The sequence below is a fragment of the Vreelandella nigrificans genome (genome assembly GCF_002374315.1).
GTDB classification, from domain to species: Bacteria; Pseudomonadota; Gammaproteobacteria; order Pseudomonadales; family Halomonadaceae; genus Vreelandella; species Vreelandella nigrificans.
In genome coordinates this window covers 24982-40756 of record NZ_NWUX01000020.1, presented here as the reverse complement: position 1 = coordinate 40756, position 15775 = coordinate 24982, and the positions used below count along the sequence as shown (strand labels likewise).

23 protein-coding genes are annotated in these 15775 nt (G+C 48.8%); 5 read left to right on the top strand and 18 right to left on the bottom strand.

Annotated features, from left to right (window positions below):
* Window positions 1-34 precede the first annotated feature (34 nt).
* The 5 genes from CPA45_RS17625 to CPA45_RS17605 form a co-directional block, all read right to left on the bottom strand.
* Window positions 35-1099, bottom strand: a complete 1065-nt coding sequence (locus CPA45_RS17625) for an alpha/beta hydrolase family protein (protein ID WP_096653780.1) — start codon at window positions 1097-1099, stop codon at window positions 35-37.
* Between the two features lie 148 nt (window positions 1100-1247).
* Window positions 1248-1601 carry an efflux RND transporter permease subunit gene (locus tag CPA45_RS17620; RefSeq protein ID WP_208858549.1) on the bottom strand — a complete coding sequence of 118 codons (354 nt, stop codon included), beginning with the start codon at window positions 1599-1601 and terminating at the stop codon, window positions 1248-1250.
* A 30-nt stretch (window positions 1602-1631) separates the two neighbouring features.
* Window positions 1632-2390: a MipA/OmpV family protein gene (locus tag CPA45_RS17615; RefSeq protein ID WP_096653778.1), complete on the bottom strand. Its 759-nt coding sequence runs from the start codon at window positions 2388-2390 to the stop codon at window positions 1632-1634.
* A 122-nt stretch (window positions 2391-2512) separates the two neighbouring features.
* Window positions 2513-3784: a sensor histidine kinase gene (locus CPA45_RS17610; RefSeq protein WP_096653776.1), complete on the bottom strand. Its 1272-nt coding sequence runs from the start codon at window positions 3782-3784 to the stop codon at window positions 2513-2515.
* The gene (locus CPA45_RS17605) at window positions 3784-4455 is read right to left on the bottom strand and encodes a response regulator transcription factor (protein ID WP_096653774.1); all 672 of its coding nucleotides are present in this window, start codon (window positions 4453-4455) and stop codon (window positions 3784-3786) included. Before CPA45_RS17605 ends, CPA45_RS17610 begins: the two co-directional genes overlap by 1 nt.
* Before the next feature lie 229 nt (window positions 4456-4684).
* On the opposite strand from CPA45_RS17605, the gene CPA45_RS17600 reads away from it, so the two are divergent.
* The 5 genes from CPA45_RS17600 to CPA45_RS17580 are packed head-to-tail and all read left to right on the top strand — an operon-like array spanning window position 4685 to window position 7889.
* Window positions 4685-5251, top strand: a complete 567-nt coding sequence (locus CPA45_RS17600) for a cysteine hydrolase family protein (RefSeq protein ID WP_096653772.1) — start codon at window positions 4685-4687, stop codon at window positions 5249-5251.
* A 43-nt stretch (window positions 5252-5294) separates the two neighbouring features.
* Complete coding sequence (locus tag CPA45_RS17595) at window positions 5295-6251, top strand: GlxA family transcriptional regulator (protein WP_244287645.1); 957 nt, start codon at window positions 5295-5297, stop codon at window positions 6249-6251.
* A gap of 45 nt (window positions 6252-6296) precedes the next feature.
* The gene (locus CPA45_RS17590; protein WP_244287644.1) at window positions 6297-7130 is read left to right on the top strand and encodes a helix-turn-helix transcriptional regulator; all 834 of its coding nucleotides are present in this window, start codon (window positions 6297-6299) and stop codon (window positions 7128-7130) included.
* A gap of 52 nt (window positions 7131-7182) precedes the next feature.
* Entirely contained in the window at window positions 7183-7638 is a 456-nt protein-coding gene (locus CPA45_RS17585; RefSeq protein WP_096653766.1) for a carboxymuconolactone decarboxylase family protein, read from the top strand.
* 32 nt (window positions 7639-7670) lie between these two features.
* Window positions 7671-7889 (top strand): YrhK family protein, encoded by a 219-nt coding sequence (locus CPA45_RS17580; RefSeq protein WP_340640519.1) that lies wholly within the window; start codon window positions 7671-7673, stop codon window positions 7887-7889.
* Window positions 7890-8017: 128 nt separating this feature from the next.
* Here CPA45_RS17580 and CPA45_RS17575 read toward each other — a convergent pair whose 3' ends face one another.
* From CPA45_RS17575 to CPA45_RS17510, 13 genes are all read right to left on the bottom strand, one after another.
* Window positions 8018-8572 (bottom strand): GNAT family N-acetyltransferase, encoded by a 555-nt coding sequence (locus CPA45_RS17575; RefSeq protein WP_096653762.1) that lies wholly within the window; start codon window positions 8570-8572, stop codon window positions 8018-8020.
* A 101-nt stretch (window positions 8573-8673) separates the two neighbouring features.
* Window positions 8674-9120 (bottom strand): acetyltransferase, encoded by a 447-nt coding sequence (locus CPA45_RS17570; RefSeq protein WP_096653760.1) that lies wholly within the window; start codon window positions 9118-9120, stop codon window positions 8674-8676.
* Window positions 9121-9230: 110 nt separating this feature from the next.
* Complete coding sequence (locus CPA45_RS17565) at window positions 9231-9776, bottom strand: nucleotidyltransferase family protein (RefSeq protein WP_096653854.1); 546 nt, start codon at window positions 9774-9776, stop codon at window positions 9231-9233.
* 356 nt (window positions 9777-10132) lie between these two features.
* Window positions 10133-10786, bottom strand: coding sequence for a LysE family translocator (locus tag CPA45_RS17555; protein ID WP_244287643.1), 654 nt, complete (start codon window positions 10784-10786; stop codon window positions 10133-10135).
* 54 nt (window positions 10787-10840) lie between these two features.
* Complete coding sequence (locus tag CPA45_RS17550) at window positions 10841-11347, bottom strand: class IV adenylate cyclase (RefSeq protein WP_096653758.1); 507 nt, start codon at window positions 11345-11347, stop codon at window positions 10841-10843.
* A 51-nt stretch (window positions 11348-11398) separates the two neighbouring features.
* Complete coding sequence (locus CPA45_RS17545; RefSeq protein WP_096653756.1) at window positions 11399-11884, bottom strand: YehS family protein; 486 nt, start codon at window positions 11882-11884, stop codon at window positions 11399-11401.
* A gap of 10 nt (window positions 11885-11894) precedes the next feature.
* Complete coding sequence (locus tag CPA45_RS17540; RefSeq protein ID WP_096653754.1) at window positions 11895-12317, bottom strand: Replicative DNA helicase; 423 nt, start codon at window positions 12315-12317, stop codon at window positions 11895-11897.
* Window positions 12318-12533: 216 nt separating this feature from the next.
* Entirely contained in the window at window positions 12534-12968 is a 435-nt protein-coding gene (locus CPA45_RS17535) for a GFA family protein (RefSeq protein ID WP_096653752.1), read from the bottom strand.
* Between the two features lie 63 nt (window positions 12969-13031).
* Window positions 13032-13457 carry an N-acetyltransferase gene (locus tag CPA45_RS17530; RefSeq protein WP_096653750.1) on the bottom strand — a complete coding sequence of 142 codons (426 nt, stop codon included), beginning with the start codon at window positions 13455-13457 and terminating at the stop codon, window positions 13032-13034.
* Window positions 13458-13496: 39 nt separating this feature from the next.
* Complete coding sequence (locus CPA45_RS17525) at window positions 13497-13961, bottom strand: NUDIX hydrolase (RefSeq protein WP_096653748.1); 465 nt, start codon at window positions 13959-13961, stop codon at window positions 13497-13499.
* A 128-nt stretch (window positions 13962-14089) separates the two neighbouring features.
* Complete coding sequence (locus CPA45_RS17520; protein ID WP_165771577.1) at window positions 14090-14590, bottom strand: GNAT family N-acetyltransferase; 501 nt, start codon at window positions 14588-14590, stop codon at window positions 14090-14092.
* A 104-nt stretch (window positions 14591-14694) separates the two neighbouring features.
* On the bottom strand, window positions 14695-15255 hold the full coding sequence (locus CPA45_RS17515; protein ID WP_096653744.1) for a flavodoxin family protein: 561 nt from the start codon (window positions 15253-15255) through the stop codon (window positions 14695-14697).
* Window positions 15256-15272: 17 nt separating this feature from the next.
* Window positions 15273-15725: a VOC family protein gene (locus CPA45_RS17510; protein WP_096653742.1), complete on the bottom strand. Its 453-nt coding sequence runs from the start codon at window positions 15723-15725 to the stop codon at window positions 15273-15275.
* Window positions 15726-15775: the final 50 nt, after the last annotated feature.

Here is a 15775-nt window from a genome sequence, read left to right as displayed (position 1 = left end):
CACCACATGTTAACCAGCCACCTCCAGATGCCGACTAGGCACTTGCCTCGGGGAACCTATCGAGCCAGTCAGCTAGGCAATCGAGAACGCCGTCGGCGAAGATAGCGTCGCCAAGAAACCAGATTTTGAACAGCTTCAGCCAAGCATCCATGCCTTGATGCTCAGGTTTCACCTGGTCTGACTTCATCAGGCTATGGTCAGCGTGGTCGAAGCGGCGAACCTCGAAGAACGGCGCGGCTGAGCACTTAAGTAGTTGACGATAGGTAGTAGCACTGGAAACCGGATCGACATAGGCATCATGCGAGCCAAAGAGCGCCAACATAGGCACGTTGATAGCCTGCAGGTCACTACGCACATCAGCTTGCCAGTTGCGTTTCGCGAAGCCCCAGAAAGCTTCGCTCATTGGCTTAACACCTACCTCACCTGCGATATGCTCCAGATAGTCTGTATAAGGTGCATCGCGTTGAATTAAGGCGTTGACTAGGTCAGCGGCATGCTCTTCCTCATCGATCTCCTGCTCCGTCATACCCTCTGCAATCATGCGCTGACGTCCAGAATAGCGCGATTGACCCATCCAGTTGACCGCGCCCGACACCGAGATCAGGAAGGTAATATCGTCGCGCAGGTTAGCGACTTTGGGAAGCACCCAGCCCGCCTGGCTAAAACCGACCAAGCCAATTTGCCTCTCCCCCAAGCCCTCTTGTGTGTGCAGAAATTCAATAGCCGCAGCAACTTCATAGGCCCGATCCTCCATTGATTGCAGCCGCCAATCGCCTTCGGACTCGCCAACGCCAGGTTTGTCCCAGGACAGCGAGCACCATCCTTTCTCCGCAAACAGGCGCCACAGAGATTCGTAGTAGCCATAAGCATCACGAGGTATGTCGCCGGAGCCGTGAACAAACACCACACATGCGTCAGGCATAGCCATCGAGTTTGGCAGTACCAATACGCCTTGCAGGGTATTACCAGCGTGAACGAAGCTAATCTCCCTACGCACCAAGGGATCTTCGTTAGCGATAATAAAACCCGCGCATGAGGCCAGGCATAGCAGCAGCAAGACAATAGCAATGCGCTTAACACTTACGGAGAAAGATGGCATGGGGTTCCTTGGGCGGTTTGGCTGACGGAGCGACCCGACAGGGCTGCTTCTGATCTTGGGTAATGGCAATTAGCACAGGTACTAGGAACAGCATTAGGACAGTGGAGAATAGCTCGCCAAAGGCTAGGGAGGCCGTAGCAGGGTTCAGCTATTGGGCCTGTCCAGAGGTTTCTGAGTGCAGCGGCAGCAAACCAACAACCGTTGTGGCCGTGGTGAGAAAAATCGCCCGAAACCGGCTAGTAGCTGCAGCCTGTATCGCGCCATAGGGGGCTATGCCTTCGGCAACAAGCTCGTTGTGACGGCTCAACATCACCAGACTATCGTTCACGACCACACCAGCCTGGGCTAACATGCCGAACATCGATAGTGACGACAGGGCCAGGTCGAGATACAGGTGGCCGAGAATGGCGCCGACAAAGCCGAACGGAATAATCGCCAGGATAATAAAGGGCTGCCAGTAGGATTTTAGCGGCACCGTCATTAGCACGTAGATTAGTACCATAAGGCCAGGACGCGGCGATTGAGCAGCCTTTTAAAACGCATAGAGATAGCCTGCGCTGATAGACCAAAGGTGATCTTTGTCGATGATAGGACTATCGTGAACCTCGTTGGAAAAACCGCGGTGACTGACGTTAACCAACAACCGATGCGATTCGCCAAACAAACGGGACAGGCTAACACCGGTCTGATACTGAAAGGCACCGCCCGGGCGGTATGCTGGACGCCCTACCTTCGCATCATCGGCACCTACTCCAACGTAGTAGCGCGTCACCTGACTGCCCGCGTAGGTCAGTGAAACATGCGGTTCAATACGCCACCGCTGGAACTCAAGAGGGTAACCGTAGCCGATCACGGCTGAACCCCCATTATGGTTGCCTGTGATATCCTGCCGGTAGCCTAGCGTCAGGTAACCCAATGAACCAAACCAATCGACACTCACTACGGCAGTATAGATGTCGTCGAGTTTCTTCATGTCCTTGAGCTCTCGACTGTTACCCCGTTCAACATCGCCGAAAGCGTCGTAACTAATTGCAGCGGATAAGGCCCAATTGTCCCCTCCGGCTAGATAGCTACCCAGCGAATAGTCACGAAAGAACCAGTTATCCGAATCCCACTCGATATAGGGCAGCAGGCCTGCATTACCCTTACCGCCCACGTAGAGGGACGGTTCCGTGTAGGCAATAAGCCCTATAGAGAAGGTGTCGGCGTTTTCTTGATCCTGGCTGAAGGACCAGGGTGAATAGGTGGCCAGAATGGCCATAGCCAGGGGAATTAGAGAAAAAATCTTCATTGTTTTGACTCCGTTTTGAATCAGTGACTCAAGGTGAAGTGAGAGGCTGATGTTTGCGGAATCTATTGTCAGACAGAGGGTATTAAGCGGGTCTTAAGATGCTCTGGTGGGAATGGCGATGATTACCAGCGTAGGGTTACACAAGCCCACTGGTGGTCAAGGGCAAAATCAAACTGCCAATCAAGCTGACTAGCAATACGTTCGACCAATTGCAAACCCAATCCGAAACTGACCGTTTCAGGTTTGCTACCAGCGTCTACGGGGTTTGAAATAACAAACGAGTTATCTGTTATCACCAGTGTAATCGTACCGCCGCTAGTGTGCTGGAAGGCATTGCGGATCAAGTTGGCTAGTACAATGCGAAATAGATCATTTTCAATTCTGATACTGCTAGCCTGGTCGTTAAGTGAAACCTGAATTCTTTTATTCTCAACCAGGTGCTGCATATCCACTAACAGCTCGCCACACAACGTCCCTGGCCAGACGATGGATTTTCCAATAGGCCTGGAGGATGGGCGTGCCAGCCACAAAAGGGCTTCCGACAACAAGATCATATTGGCGCAGGCTCGGCTAGCCCGTAACAGAGAGGGAAAATTGGGATCCTCAGGGGCAGTTCTCACTCCTAAAGTATCCAGGGAGGCCTGAATAATGGCGAGAGGGGTTCTCAGCTCGTGGCTGGCATGACGAAGAAACTGCTGCTCACGTTCGTTGTATTCTCTTACCTGTTGCAGTGTCGAAAGCAACTGATTGGCGATTTCATTGAGCTCACTGATCGAGAACTGAACATCAATCTCGCTGCCTGGATGCTGCTTGACCCGACTTGACCACTCCACGAGTAGCGATAGAGGCTTCACTGTGTTCTTAAACAGCCAGGAGATAACCAAAAACAGAACCAGGCTAAATATCCCAGTAATCAGGCTGGCCTCAATCAGTGTCTGCTTGAAAATAGCTTCAGCCAAGGCATCAATCTTGTCAGCCTCTTCAAACTCCAACAGGTAAAGGCCACCGGTCTGTTGTTCTTGTGACTGAACTTGTGAATAGAGCAAGTAACCGTATTCACGAACACCCTGCTCATTGACCCGCTCTATTTCCAGTGGCTCCAGGGGTTGGATTTTACTGCCAGAAAACAGCTGCCTGATCTCTAGAGGAATATCATCCCACTCCCGGTAGGCGCTGACGTCATCTCGTTGCGGCAAGACATAGTCGGGATCGTTATTGGCCGCCTGCTCCAGCTTAATCGCATCAAGATACATATAATACTTAGCAGCCTGACCAACCTGATAAAAGCTGAAAATGGTGACCAGGGCAATCTGCCCGACAAAGATGGCAATGGCCAAATACAGCAAGTACTGTCGAGACTGGGAGGCCAAGCTACGAACCGGATTGGAAGGCATCACAGCGTCCCCCCACACAGCGACAAACCAACCCCGACATGGGTATGAATAAGGAGCTGTTTAAAAGGTTTATCGACCACTTTGCGCAGTTGGTGTAAGTGCACGTTGACGGTTCCTTCCTCCACCTCCTCACCTGGCCAGACATGCTCCACAATCTCGTTTCTCGAAACCACAGCAGGCGATCGACGGGCAAGAAATAACAGAATTTTCCAGCTGGTCGGCGTCAGCTTCAGCTCCTGCTCAGCACGAATGGCCCGGTGCTCTTTTGGGTAGATCCTGAGATCAGTAATCCGTATACACTCACGCTCGGGGTGACGACGGCGGTACAGCGCATTCAGTCGGGCCAAGAGCAGCGGCATCGTACAAGGCTTGATGACATAGTCATCGACACCAGCATTAAAACCCTCCATTTGATCGCCTTCCGTATCGCAAGCGGTCAGCATCAGTATCGGAGTGTCGATACCATTAGCCCTCAACTGCCGACAAACATCAATGCCCTGCACCTTCGGCAGCATGTTATCCAGAATCAAACAGTCATAATGCTGCTGGAATGCCAGAGTGATACCGCTAGCCCCAGTATAAGCAAAGTCGCATTCGACACGGTGCAGTTCCAGGTACTCGGCAATAGCCAGTGCCAAGTCCCGGTCATCTTCAATAATTAATGTTTTCATGGAGGCCGACTACGGAAAAACGGGCAGTTACCTTAAATGGGAATGTATTAATATTACATTAAGCCTACCGTTATCGAGACGTGTTAATAATCGTTTCACCTGCTCTGTTTGCTGCTACCCTTTTGGCTACATATGTCCGAAATTGCCCGCTTTTAGACCGATCCACACATCGTTTCCGGAATATGTAACCGCTAATCTGTTGTCTCACTTCAACACGATGAGATTAGCCATGCCCCAGTCTAAAACCGCCTTATTATTAATTGACGTTCAAGCCTCCTTTCCCGCACGCGATTACTGGCTAGAATCGCTGGCTCAAGACTGGCGACCCAAGCAGCGTGCAGTACTGAACGCTGCACAAGCGAGCAACATACCCGTTGTACGCATTCTGCATGAAGAGCCAGACAGCCAAGGGCCTTTCGACCCTGATTGTGGCCTTATTCGTCCGCTTGATGATTTTGACGACATAGCAGCGGTGACATTTCATAAGCGTGTTCACAATGCATTTAGCGATACTCAACTTGAAGATTGGCTACACGAACACGGTATTGAACGACTTGCCATTAGTGGTATTCGTACCGAGCAATGCTGCGAAACAACCGCCCGTGTGGCGTCAGATTTAGGATTTAGCGTCGATTTTATTAGCGATGCTACCCTAACGTTCCCTATGACACGCCACGGCATCACTTGGTCATCGGATGATATTAAGGCACGCACCGAACTGGTACTTGAAGGCCGCTTTGCGCGTATTATTAGTACACAGGACTTGATTAACGAATGGCAAAACCAACGTGAGTGAAGAGCAGCAAAATAGCCAACCGCAGTCCCAAAGAGCCAAAACTTTGCGGATTGCGGTACTGATGATGCCAGGCCAAGTGCCTCTTGATCTGGTTGGCCCACTTCAGGTGTTGCAGTGTGCTGGTCGGCTTTCAATAGATGTTCAGGTGCGCTATATCGGCCCGAAAGCGGCCATGCAATGGCTAGGACCGCTGACCCTTAGCGGCATTGACCCGCTACCTGAGCAGCTTTCCCCTCAACATCTATTGCTTGTTCCAGGGCAGTATCGCAATAGTCTTGAACCATTGGCACAACAGGAGTGTATCAGCTGGCTCAAGGCAAACGCTCGCTATGCGGATACGCTAATGACCGTTTGCTCCGGCGCGCTATTGCTTGCTGATGCGGGCTTATTAGAGGGACAACGCTGCACGACGCACCACACGTTAATCGAGCAGTTACAAGCTAAAGCCCCAACAGCCAAAGTGCAAAGCGACTGTATTTTTATCGAAGATGACCGCTATTTAACTAGTGCCGGAATTTCGACGGGTATTGATACTATACTGTACTGGCTTACCCGTGTTTGTGGCCATTCACTGGCCTTGGCGGTAGCGCGGGAAATGGTGCTATATCTTCGCCGTAGCGGACAGGAACCTCAGCTTGGCGCTTGGCTTGAGGGCCGTAATCATGTGGATGAACGGCTACATCGCACTCAAGATGCAATATGCGCCGCACCCTCTCAAAAGTGGCCTATCGAAGCGCTAGCAGCTCATGCAGCCATGAGCGAGCGTCATTTCCGACGCCGATTCAAAAACCTTACTGGTATGCTGGTGGGCGAATATATTCTGGGGTTGCGCCTGCAGCGCGCCAAAACGTTAATGACTGAGACGACATGGACGCTAGCAAGAATCGCCGAAGCATCAGGGTTCGGTGATGAACGGCAACTCAGGCGCATCTGGGCTCGCCAAGAGAAAATGCCACCTAGCGTATGGCGCAGGGCCAGCTCCCAAAAGCTACTTGATTGAATCAATGTAAGCTACTATTAAAAAACAATATCGCTGGTTGACCCCATGACCGACCTTATCCTGCCAAGTAACGCCAACTATCTAAATTTTCAGCATCGCCTGCCCGATAAACGCTTAGCCCCATGGGTTCAGTGCCTTTGGTCAATAGGTGGCACTGGGCGCCTCGCTGAACCTAGAACCGAAAAGTTCTACCCTGATGCTGGCGCTAGTCTTAGCATCAGGCTCACCAGCAGCCACCCCATCATCACGTTCTGTTTCAACAGGCACACGTTGATAGAAACACTCGACACTACCGCACCCTGTCTGGGCATTCGTTTTAAAGCAGCAGGCGCCCACTGCTTACTGGGTTTGCTACCCGAAGCATTCACAGATACACACCACCGCTTAGATAACGAGCTTGAACCACTAAGTTTGCAAACATCAAGTTTGCAAAGACCAAGGTTGCAAGGGTTAAAGCCCGTGGTAGAGCGCCTCTACCAGCTGGACTCACAACAAGGCTTACGACTGCTGGAAACATGGTTATTACATCGACTAGAGAGCCAGCCGCCCTCCGATAGCCGTATCACTACGATTGTTCAAGCGATTGGAGAGCTACAGCTTCCACCTCAACAGTTAGGTGCCACACTAGGGTTTACCAGACGCACCCTGGAGCGCAAATTAAAACGCGAGGTGGGCGTAACCCCAGGCCAATTAGTAGCCTATTCTCGGCTAAACCGTGCCCGCCACGGGCTGCTTGAAACCACCCTGCCCCTAGCGGAAATAGCGCTGCAATGTGGCTACTATGACCAAGCTCACTTCACCCACGCCTTCCAATCACTCGCCTATGAAACACCCGCCGCCTATCGCAAGCGCAAACTGTCGCAAATTTACAAGGCGTAAAAAAACCTCGACGTTAAGCTGAACCCTCAACTTACACATTGAGGCCATTTACATGTCTACTCGTATACCCCAACAGTCGGTGTATCGCCTTGTCCCACGTCTAGCTAAACACTTGGTTGCATTAGGTAACGTTGCTGACTCAACGGTTAATCGCACAATTACTCACTTAGTAAATTTGCGTGTTTCGCAAATTAATCACTGCTGCTTTTGTCAGCATATGCATACACAAGAAGCTAGAGACGATGGCGAGCATCAGGTTCGCCTAGACGTATTACCTGCTTGGCGTGAAGCTCCCTGCTTCAGCACGCAAGAACGCGCCGCACTCGCCTGGGCCGAAGCACTCACATTAATCAACCAGCAGCCCACCATCAGCGAAGAGACCTACCAAAATGCGTTAACTGCCTTTGGCGAGCATGGATTGGTTGAGCTCACGACCATAATTGTTCAAATCAACAGCTGGAACAGGATATCCGTGGGTTTTCAGTTTGCACCTGATATCAGTATTTAGATCCTCTTGGGCACTTGAAAATACAATTTCAGATGGGAAACACAATGAGCAGTGTGACAAAGCAGCATCAACAGCTACCCCACCTTTTAGGCCTCTTATCAAGCTTATGTTTTTTCTTTGGCAGTCTTTTGTTTCTGCCTGCTTTTTCGAGCTATGCAACCGTAGGCGTATGGTGCTTTGTGATGGGCTCACTAATCATGTTTATTATTTACGCAATGAGTATCAAAAATGCAGGTAAGCAGTGTAGCTAATTGGTTCAACATTTGATGTTGATATAGCCGCTGGGTTTTAGCTACCTAGTGGCTATAGAAGGTAGTGCGGTGAGAGTTGCCCCATGCAAGACTAATGGCGCTAGCATTTCCGCCTTCGGTATCCTGCATCAAACACTGGCCGTGTTCGCCGCATTATTCTGTGATACATACCATTGCGACAACGTTAACCGATATAACCTCACGGGGCGTCCATGGAACTCAAGGGTGTCGAACGTATAAAATCCTGCTTTCGCTGCAACCTTAAGTGACGCAACATTCTCAGCCTCAATAATAACGACCACGGAAGAGAGTTGCTTTTGACTTAATGCATCATTGAGTACCGCTTGCACGGCTTCTGACGCAAATCCCTTGTTCCAATACTGCTTGGCTAGCCGATAACCCAGACCGATTTCCTCAACGCCATTAACCTCTTCGGGGCTGACACCGCAAAAACCAATAAGCTTACCGGAAACCTTCTCTACTAGGGCCCACGGCCCGATACGATGAGACGCATAGCATTCCAAACACCAATCGATAAATCGCCGCGTTGCTGCTTCGTCGCAAACGCCTCGGATCGAATACTTCATTACCTCAGGGTCACTGAGGATATTGGTCAATTCAGGAACATCGCTGAAGGACAACGTTCGTATAACCAGCCTCTCCGTTTCGCAAATTTGCACCATTTCCTCCTTGTGTATGATGCCCAAAACCGCTGTTGCTGCTGTACTACTTAGACTGCCTTAAAAATTAACTGTTTGAATAGCTTTGCAAGCTCACTGGATGATCACTTTGATTCTTTCGACAGCTCCATATGAAGCAGAGGATAAGGCTTACCCTGACCATCTAGCGGCGAACGCCCTGTAATCGAAAAGCCAATATGCTGGTAGAATCCCAACGCTTGCTCATTCTGCTCGTTAACATCAACCTTGGTAGCTCTCTGCGTTTTGATCGCATAGGTCGCTAGTAATGAGCCAATACCCTTTCCACGCGCAGCAGGCGAAATGAATAACATTTCAATGTTGCCATCACTAACGCCACAGAAGCCCAATATATCGCTCTCGCTACTTTTAGCGACATTAAGTTCAACCGCATCAAAGTACTGCTCAAGAATCAGCGGCTTGAGCTCCAGAAGATCTTCCTCAGCCAGGAAATCATGAGTGGCTCGCACTGATGCCTCCCAGATTTCCAACAGTTTGGGGTAATCTGATTTTTTTGCGTTTTCTATCTTCATGATTAGCTCGATACAAAGAAAAGAGTTAATAGCCGCTCGCAATGGTAGCAAAGTCCTAGCAAAAGACGCTTATACATACTTGAACGCTATGTTCGAAGTAGTGGGCCTTATTAAACATTTACCACCAGTCTTGGCCACGTTTGCAACCACCGCTTGCTGCATATTCGGGCTTCAAACTCTGTTCGTTTGGGCCGCTTGGGATTTAATGTGATGGTGTAGTCAAACAGAGGCTTAACACCAAAGGGAGCCACAATGATAACCTCTCCATCATCATCTAAAGCAGCACCTACTGCAGTTTCTACTTCAACCCAGAAGCTCATCGCATCTTCAGTTGAAGTGTACGGACAATCCCTATTTCGCTCGTGCATTCTTGCCTGGTTCTTTACCGACCACGGCAGCTTAGAGACGGCCCTTAACTCGTGTTCAATTTCCCGATCACGAGTATCGCTCATATCTTGCTGATCGAAGTAAATTAAATCAATGTCGTTTAGCGGTGTACTCGATGAAAAGGCATGTAGCTTGTCCCATGCCAAATTTCTAACGAACCCAGCAGCGAGGCACCAACCCGACAGCTTCTGCTCAGCCGCAATAGTAAGCGCCTCCATTCGCAGAGAGTCCTGTCTTATCCAATTTTTGATCAGTGTTTCATGATCCATCTCAATACCCAACTCAGACGCCTGTTTTAGCTGTGAAAAACCGACCAAACAATAAAACTACGTCTTCCTTACCCCCTGCTATTGATCAGATTCATGGTTGATGCCATCGCTAACAGAAACATCATCCAAGTCAAAGGGGTTAACATCTTCCAAACACCCGACATTGAATCCATACACATTGGGATTCGAGCGTGTTTGGTGGTGGGTGTAGATGCCGCAGTGGCATGTGGCTTTGTGCCTAGCTTGGATCTTAACTCCGCCCACTTGCTTGATCACAGCCATCCCTTTCGTATCATTGACGAGGCTTTAGAAAAGCCAGATTGCGAAGCCCCCTTTTGCGGATCCTAGCTAAGCTTTTATAAGTTAGTATCAACGTTCTTCAGACCTAGAAGCACTGCTGCTCCAATCAAAAACGAGCCAGACACCTTACCTAAGTGCTGGCGTGCTGATGACTTCAGTTTCGTACTAACCCATTCAGCTGATTTCCCGTAGGAAAACAAGAAGACCGCGTCCATGATGAGATAAGTGGCACTGAGTATCGCAAACTGATGAAGAAGGGGCTCAGAGGGGTTAATAAACTGTGGAAATAGGGCAGCGAAAAAGATAACAGCTTTAGGATTGGCAGCTGAAGTAACGAAGCCTTGCCAATACAAGCTACGGCTTGACCTTACTTGGCTGGCCAGATTGGCATTGCTGGCTTTCTTAGAAAAAATTAACCGCAAACCTAAGTACGATAAATATGCCACTCCCGCCCACTTCACAACGGTAAAGAAATTACCCGATTGCTGAATAATGCTCACCAAGCCTATCGAGGCGACAATCATCTGTAAAAAATTGGCTGACAAATCGCCAGCGGCGGTAAATAGTGATCGGTGAAAGCCATTACTAATACTATTTGAAAGCATCAGAAGCTGGCTAGGGCCCGGCGTGCTCATTAAAATGAATACGGTGCTGGCATACAAAAGCCAAATTTCCGTTCCCATAGCCATTACCTTAACGTCTGAATTCATTGACTTTCATGGCTCCTTGCTCAGAGCCTGCCGAATGAATGGTTAGCTTCCCGCTTATTCAAACATATCAACATAAGCGGCTTCGATGAGCTGGGATGACTCAATACCAAGCTGGTTCAATAGACGGTGTGCGATCTCAATACCGACCCGTGATGGCTCGCTGTCGGAAAGTACCACTTCAAGTTCAAGAAAGTGCCCAAGGGCTTCCACTCTATCGAGATGTATACGCGTCCTGCCAACAAGATACAGCGTGCGATGCTTCCGAACACGACCAACTACACCATAAGCCAGCGAAAGCGTCTCGCGTAACGTCTCAGGTTCATCGGTTTGCGAACGAACGTAAAATGATTCTTTCGGCCCAGCCTGATTTTCACGCCGGTAAAAAATCAGTTCGCCGTGCTTGTCCGAAAGCACCCGGAGCTTCAATCGCCCAGTATCACATTGAAAAAATGTATCGTCTTGAAATATCTCGGTTGGGCCATTACCAGCGATCTTAGCCACCTTGGATTCGAGCATTCCGATGTTGCTGATACGTGCTTTGATCTCAATATTCCTGGCCATATGGTAAACCCTTAACCCCAAAGTGCACTGGTGACTTTGACGTAGCGAAGGTCAAACATCTGTACCTGAACCGTTAGGATTTGGTCGTAATTGTAACTGGATGCCGAGTAAGAAATTGCGCAGCATTTGGTCTTTACATTCACGATAATTTTTATGGCTTGGCTTACGGAAAAAAGCACTGAGCTCATGGTGGCTTAACGGTAAGCCCACCAGTTCAAACACCTCTAAAATATCGTCCGCTTTTAAATTCAGCGCAATGCGCAGCTTCTGGAACACCATATTATTGTTTAGCTGCGATTCAGGCACTGGCTGTGGGCCTTCGCGCTTGCCACGCTTAAAGCTGATAAACCCATTCAGAAACGCCGCCAGCTCCCTGTTCTTCATCGTCACAAAGGCGTCGTCGTCATCCTTTTTCAGCCAAGCGGTTACCTGCTCTTGGCTTACACTGACTTCCGCCAGCGAGAAAATATCCACTATGGCGCTATCTTTTAAATCGAAGGTATAACGTATACGGCGAAAAATATCATTGTTGGTCAAAATAGGGTTCCTAGCCAGTGGTTAGTGTTTCAAGTAGCTCATCGATTTCTGCTTTCAGTTCGTTATCTTCAATGCCATGAGCGCTGGTTTTGGCATGCTGCAGGCTTTTGATGGCAGCGTCTGTTTGGCCCAGCTCCACTTGCAACGTCGCCATGGAAAACGCGATGGATGAAATGTGGTCTTTCGAATTAATGGCAATGGCTTTTTCTAGGGCTTGTTCATAGATAGGTAGCGCATCTTCTAGCTCTTCTGTGAAATCAGCCAGTGTTTCCCACTGCTCCGGGTGATCTTTATCAGTGTTCTCGTTATCAGTGCAGATCGCCTTCAACTCCGCATAAAGCGCATCGAAAGCCTGCCGATCCTCTTTATCAGCAGCCTTCATGAGTTTTTCAGCGAGTTCGTAAACCGCTTTGTATATTTTAGTATTAATCATGAACGACTACCTTTCTCGATTGGAAACAATAAAAAGTAAAAAACCATCTAAAAATCAACAGTTAAAACACCAAAACTGCTCCATGGCAAGTGACATTATACCCCTTGGAGATGGCGCTAAGGGCGATCCTTTCGAGGTTTTTGTAGGGCAATGATGGCATAGCTTACTTGGCTGGTTTCGGAAAGGCCGCCTGTGGCGCACAGGTTCACCTCAACTTCAGCGGTTTTTCCGCTGCAATGCCTGGTTAAGTGCATCCAAACTATCAGGGCCATCCTTCAACCAGACACAGCTATCTGACTCTTTTGCCCATGTTGCTGCTGAAGTCAGATGAAGGTGCACAGAAACTTGAGATAACGTCACACCATCAAGCAAGCCAGCAGGGATCCACATTAGGCTGGTGTCTTTCAGTTTGTTCGGCACCGGACTACCGCAGACCAAGCAAAAATCGCTCCGATAGCCGGTTGGCTTTTGAAAAGAGCTAATGCAGGACTGATCAGAAAGCCAAAGGAAGCACTCCTCTCTCACCAAAGTGGCAGCATTAGCTGCCGACCCCGTTGCTTTACGACACAAAGAACAGTGGCATTGATAGAGATTTGGTAGCTCTCCTTTAATTTCGAACTTAACCTTTCCGCAGAGACACTCACCTTTCATCGAACACCCCTGTGATACTTCACATCAAGTAGCCAGCAAACCACCGCTGGCCTCTTCACGTTGTTAGCAGTAATACTCCATGACAAGCTCTGGGTGGCCAGTTTGTTCATCAATTTGCTTACTCAATGAAATAAATCCATGTTTCTTATAAAAATAGATGCTTGGGGTATTTTCACTATAGACCGTCAGTTGCAAACACTCCCTTCTACTCTTGGCATCATCAATCAGCGCTGCTCCTATACCTTTACCCTGCAAGCTTGGCGATACAAAAATGGCAGCCAACGTATCTCCGTATAGGCTATAGAATCCAGCTATTTGATCTTCAGACTCAAATACAAAGGTCTCCGATGCTGGGATGTATACATCACGCATTTCGCTAACCTTTGATTCCCAAAACGCTGACCCAACAAAGGAGTGGGCTTTAATTGATGCTGCAAGCCAGATATCCAAAATTTGACCAATATCCGCCTCCCGGTATTTGCGAATCATCTAGATATTCCTTACTGATGGTCAACTGCGCCAAAGGCATCATTGAGAAACATTTAATAAACATTTTCTGTGCAGCACAGAACGAAGCAAATCAGGAATCCAATCAGGTTTGAAGAGAGAGGCTTCTTTGGCAAGTAATTCGTCTAAACTCCACCATTTCCACGTTTGAATCGTGCTCTTCTCCTCATCGGTCCACTTTGCAGCAAATACCTCTCTGTTTGCAGGCCATTTAACCAGGAAGTACTGCTCAAGCCAACGTGCTGGCACCGACCTTGCTACGGCATAGACGTCATCCCGTTCCCTTATCATTTCACCGACGTCTTGTGTTAACCCTGTTTCCTCGTATAACTCGCGTTTCGCGGCCTCAACGTAGCTCTCGCCTGGTTTTAGCTCGCCGCCAACGGTTGCCCAAAATGGCGCCTGATGCTCATCTTGGTATAAAAACAGTAGCAAGCGTCCTTCTGCATCAACAATTATTAACCGTGATGATTTTCTTGTCTCCACTGCTGACACTCCATTGCTTCTTTAAATATTCGGCGCCTACACTTACGTTCACAAAGATATGCAGAGAGACACCTAACGGGAAAATCGCCCAAGCCTGCGGCGACTTTCCCTGTTAAAAAGCCTCATAATCACCAAGGTTCACTTTGTAGAACCACCTTTCCAACGGCGGCTAAGTCGCCATGATGCATGAACTCGAAGGTAGAAAGCACTTTCTCACCTTGCTGCAGCAAATAAACGGCGCCAGGATAACGCTGGTAACCATGTTTTTCATAATAAGTAACCAGTCGAGATGGGCAAAAAAGCGTAAATACTCCAGCTCCCAAATGCTTTCTTGCCTGATCATGCACTTCATTAAACAGTAGAGCTGGAATGCCTTGCCCTTGATATTCTGGCCGTACAACAACCCCACCAATACCAATCACTAAGTGTGGCACAGCATCAATTAGCACTTCAAAACGATCAAAACCAATGTGACCAATAGGATCATTCGCTTCCGAGTAAGCGATGCTATGCCAGGAAACAGGTGTCCACTCTTTACTACGCCCCTCTTCAGGAAATACCCGTTCCTTCCATTGGGTTAAGTAGTGCCAATCGCTTTCCAATATCCCTTTTTTAGTGTCAATTCTCACTGAAAGCTCCTGAGATTTTACAGCTAATACAATTTATATTAATTTTTACTAATTAATAAATCTATCACTTGTCTGTGTCTGCCGCACGCCCACATGACCAACCTTCACGCCGCAAGCTTCTTGCTGACTTGCGCCACCCGCTGGCCTAAATAACGCGCGGCAAGTAAGTCTGTTTCATCTAATACACCATCTACTGAATGAGCAATAAGCCCAGACTGCGCCCCCAGCCTGTTACGCATTTCTGGATCGTAGTTGCCCGGGATATCCAAGCCTACCCATAGCATGCCATGCTGACTTGCGAATACTTGCATGTACTGAAGTGTATTCAGCTGATCGCCACTTAAGTTGGCACCAATGGTAAAGCCAGCGGCAACCTTGTTTGCCCACGATTGCGTTGACCATAGCTCACCAGTGGCATCACTAAAGGCTTTAAACTGGGCTGACACGCAGCCCATATAGGTAGGTGAACCAAAGACCAATGCATCGGCCTTGTCTAATTGCTGCAGCAGCTTGGTATTGCGAAAACGCCCTTCGATAATATCGGCACCAACAATTTCTACCATGGCCACTTCAACATCAGATACCACCGCTGCACCAGAAGCAACAGCCTGCGCGAGTTGCTTGGTACTGCCTGAAGCGGAATGAAAAACGACGGCGACTTTCATTACCCCTCCCCCTTGCGTTACTGAGCATCTCCCTGAGCTGCTGGCTGCAGAGCATCACGGTTTAAATTCCGCTCGGCGGGGATATCACTCAAATACTCAACAAACTCCACTTCAAAACCGGCCGGATCGACAAAGTAGACATTTTTTCGAAACGGCTCTGTTGCGCCGGGTTTGGCAATGGCATAACCAGCATTATTTAGCCTGGCAACAACGGCATCGAGGTTATCGACCACATAAGCAAAATGGGCCAGCCCAACGCTGTGACCTTTCAAATCACGGTTCTCCCCTTCGCCGTGATCGCTTAACGCCAAGTAATTTTCATCGTCACCAAAGTGCACCCATTTACGCGGTTTGCCATACCACTCGCTATGGCCTTCATCCCGCACCCGCCAGTGCGGGAAGGCTGCACGGTAAAAATCCAACATGGCATCCATATCAGCAACCACCAGATTGACGTGTTCTAAGTACATAAGAGTCTCCTTGCGTTAAGTAAGATGGCAGGATAAAACCTCAACTGAAG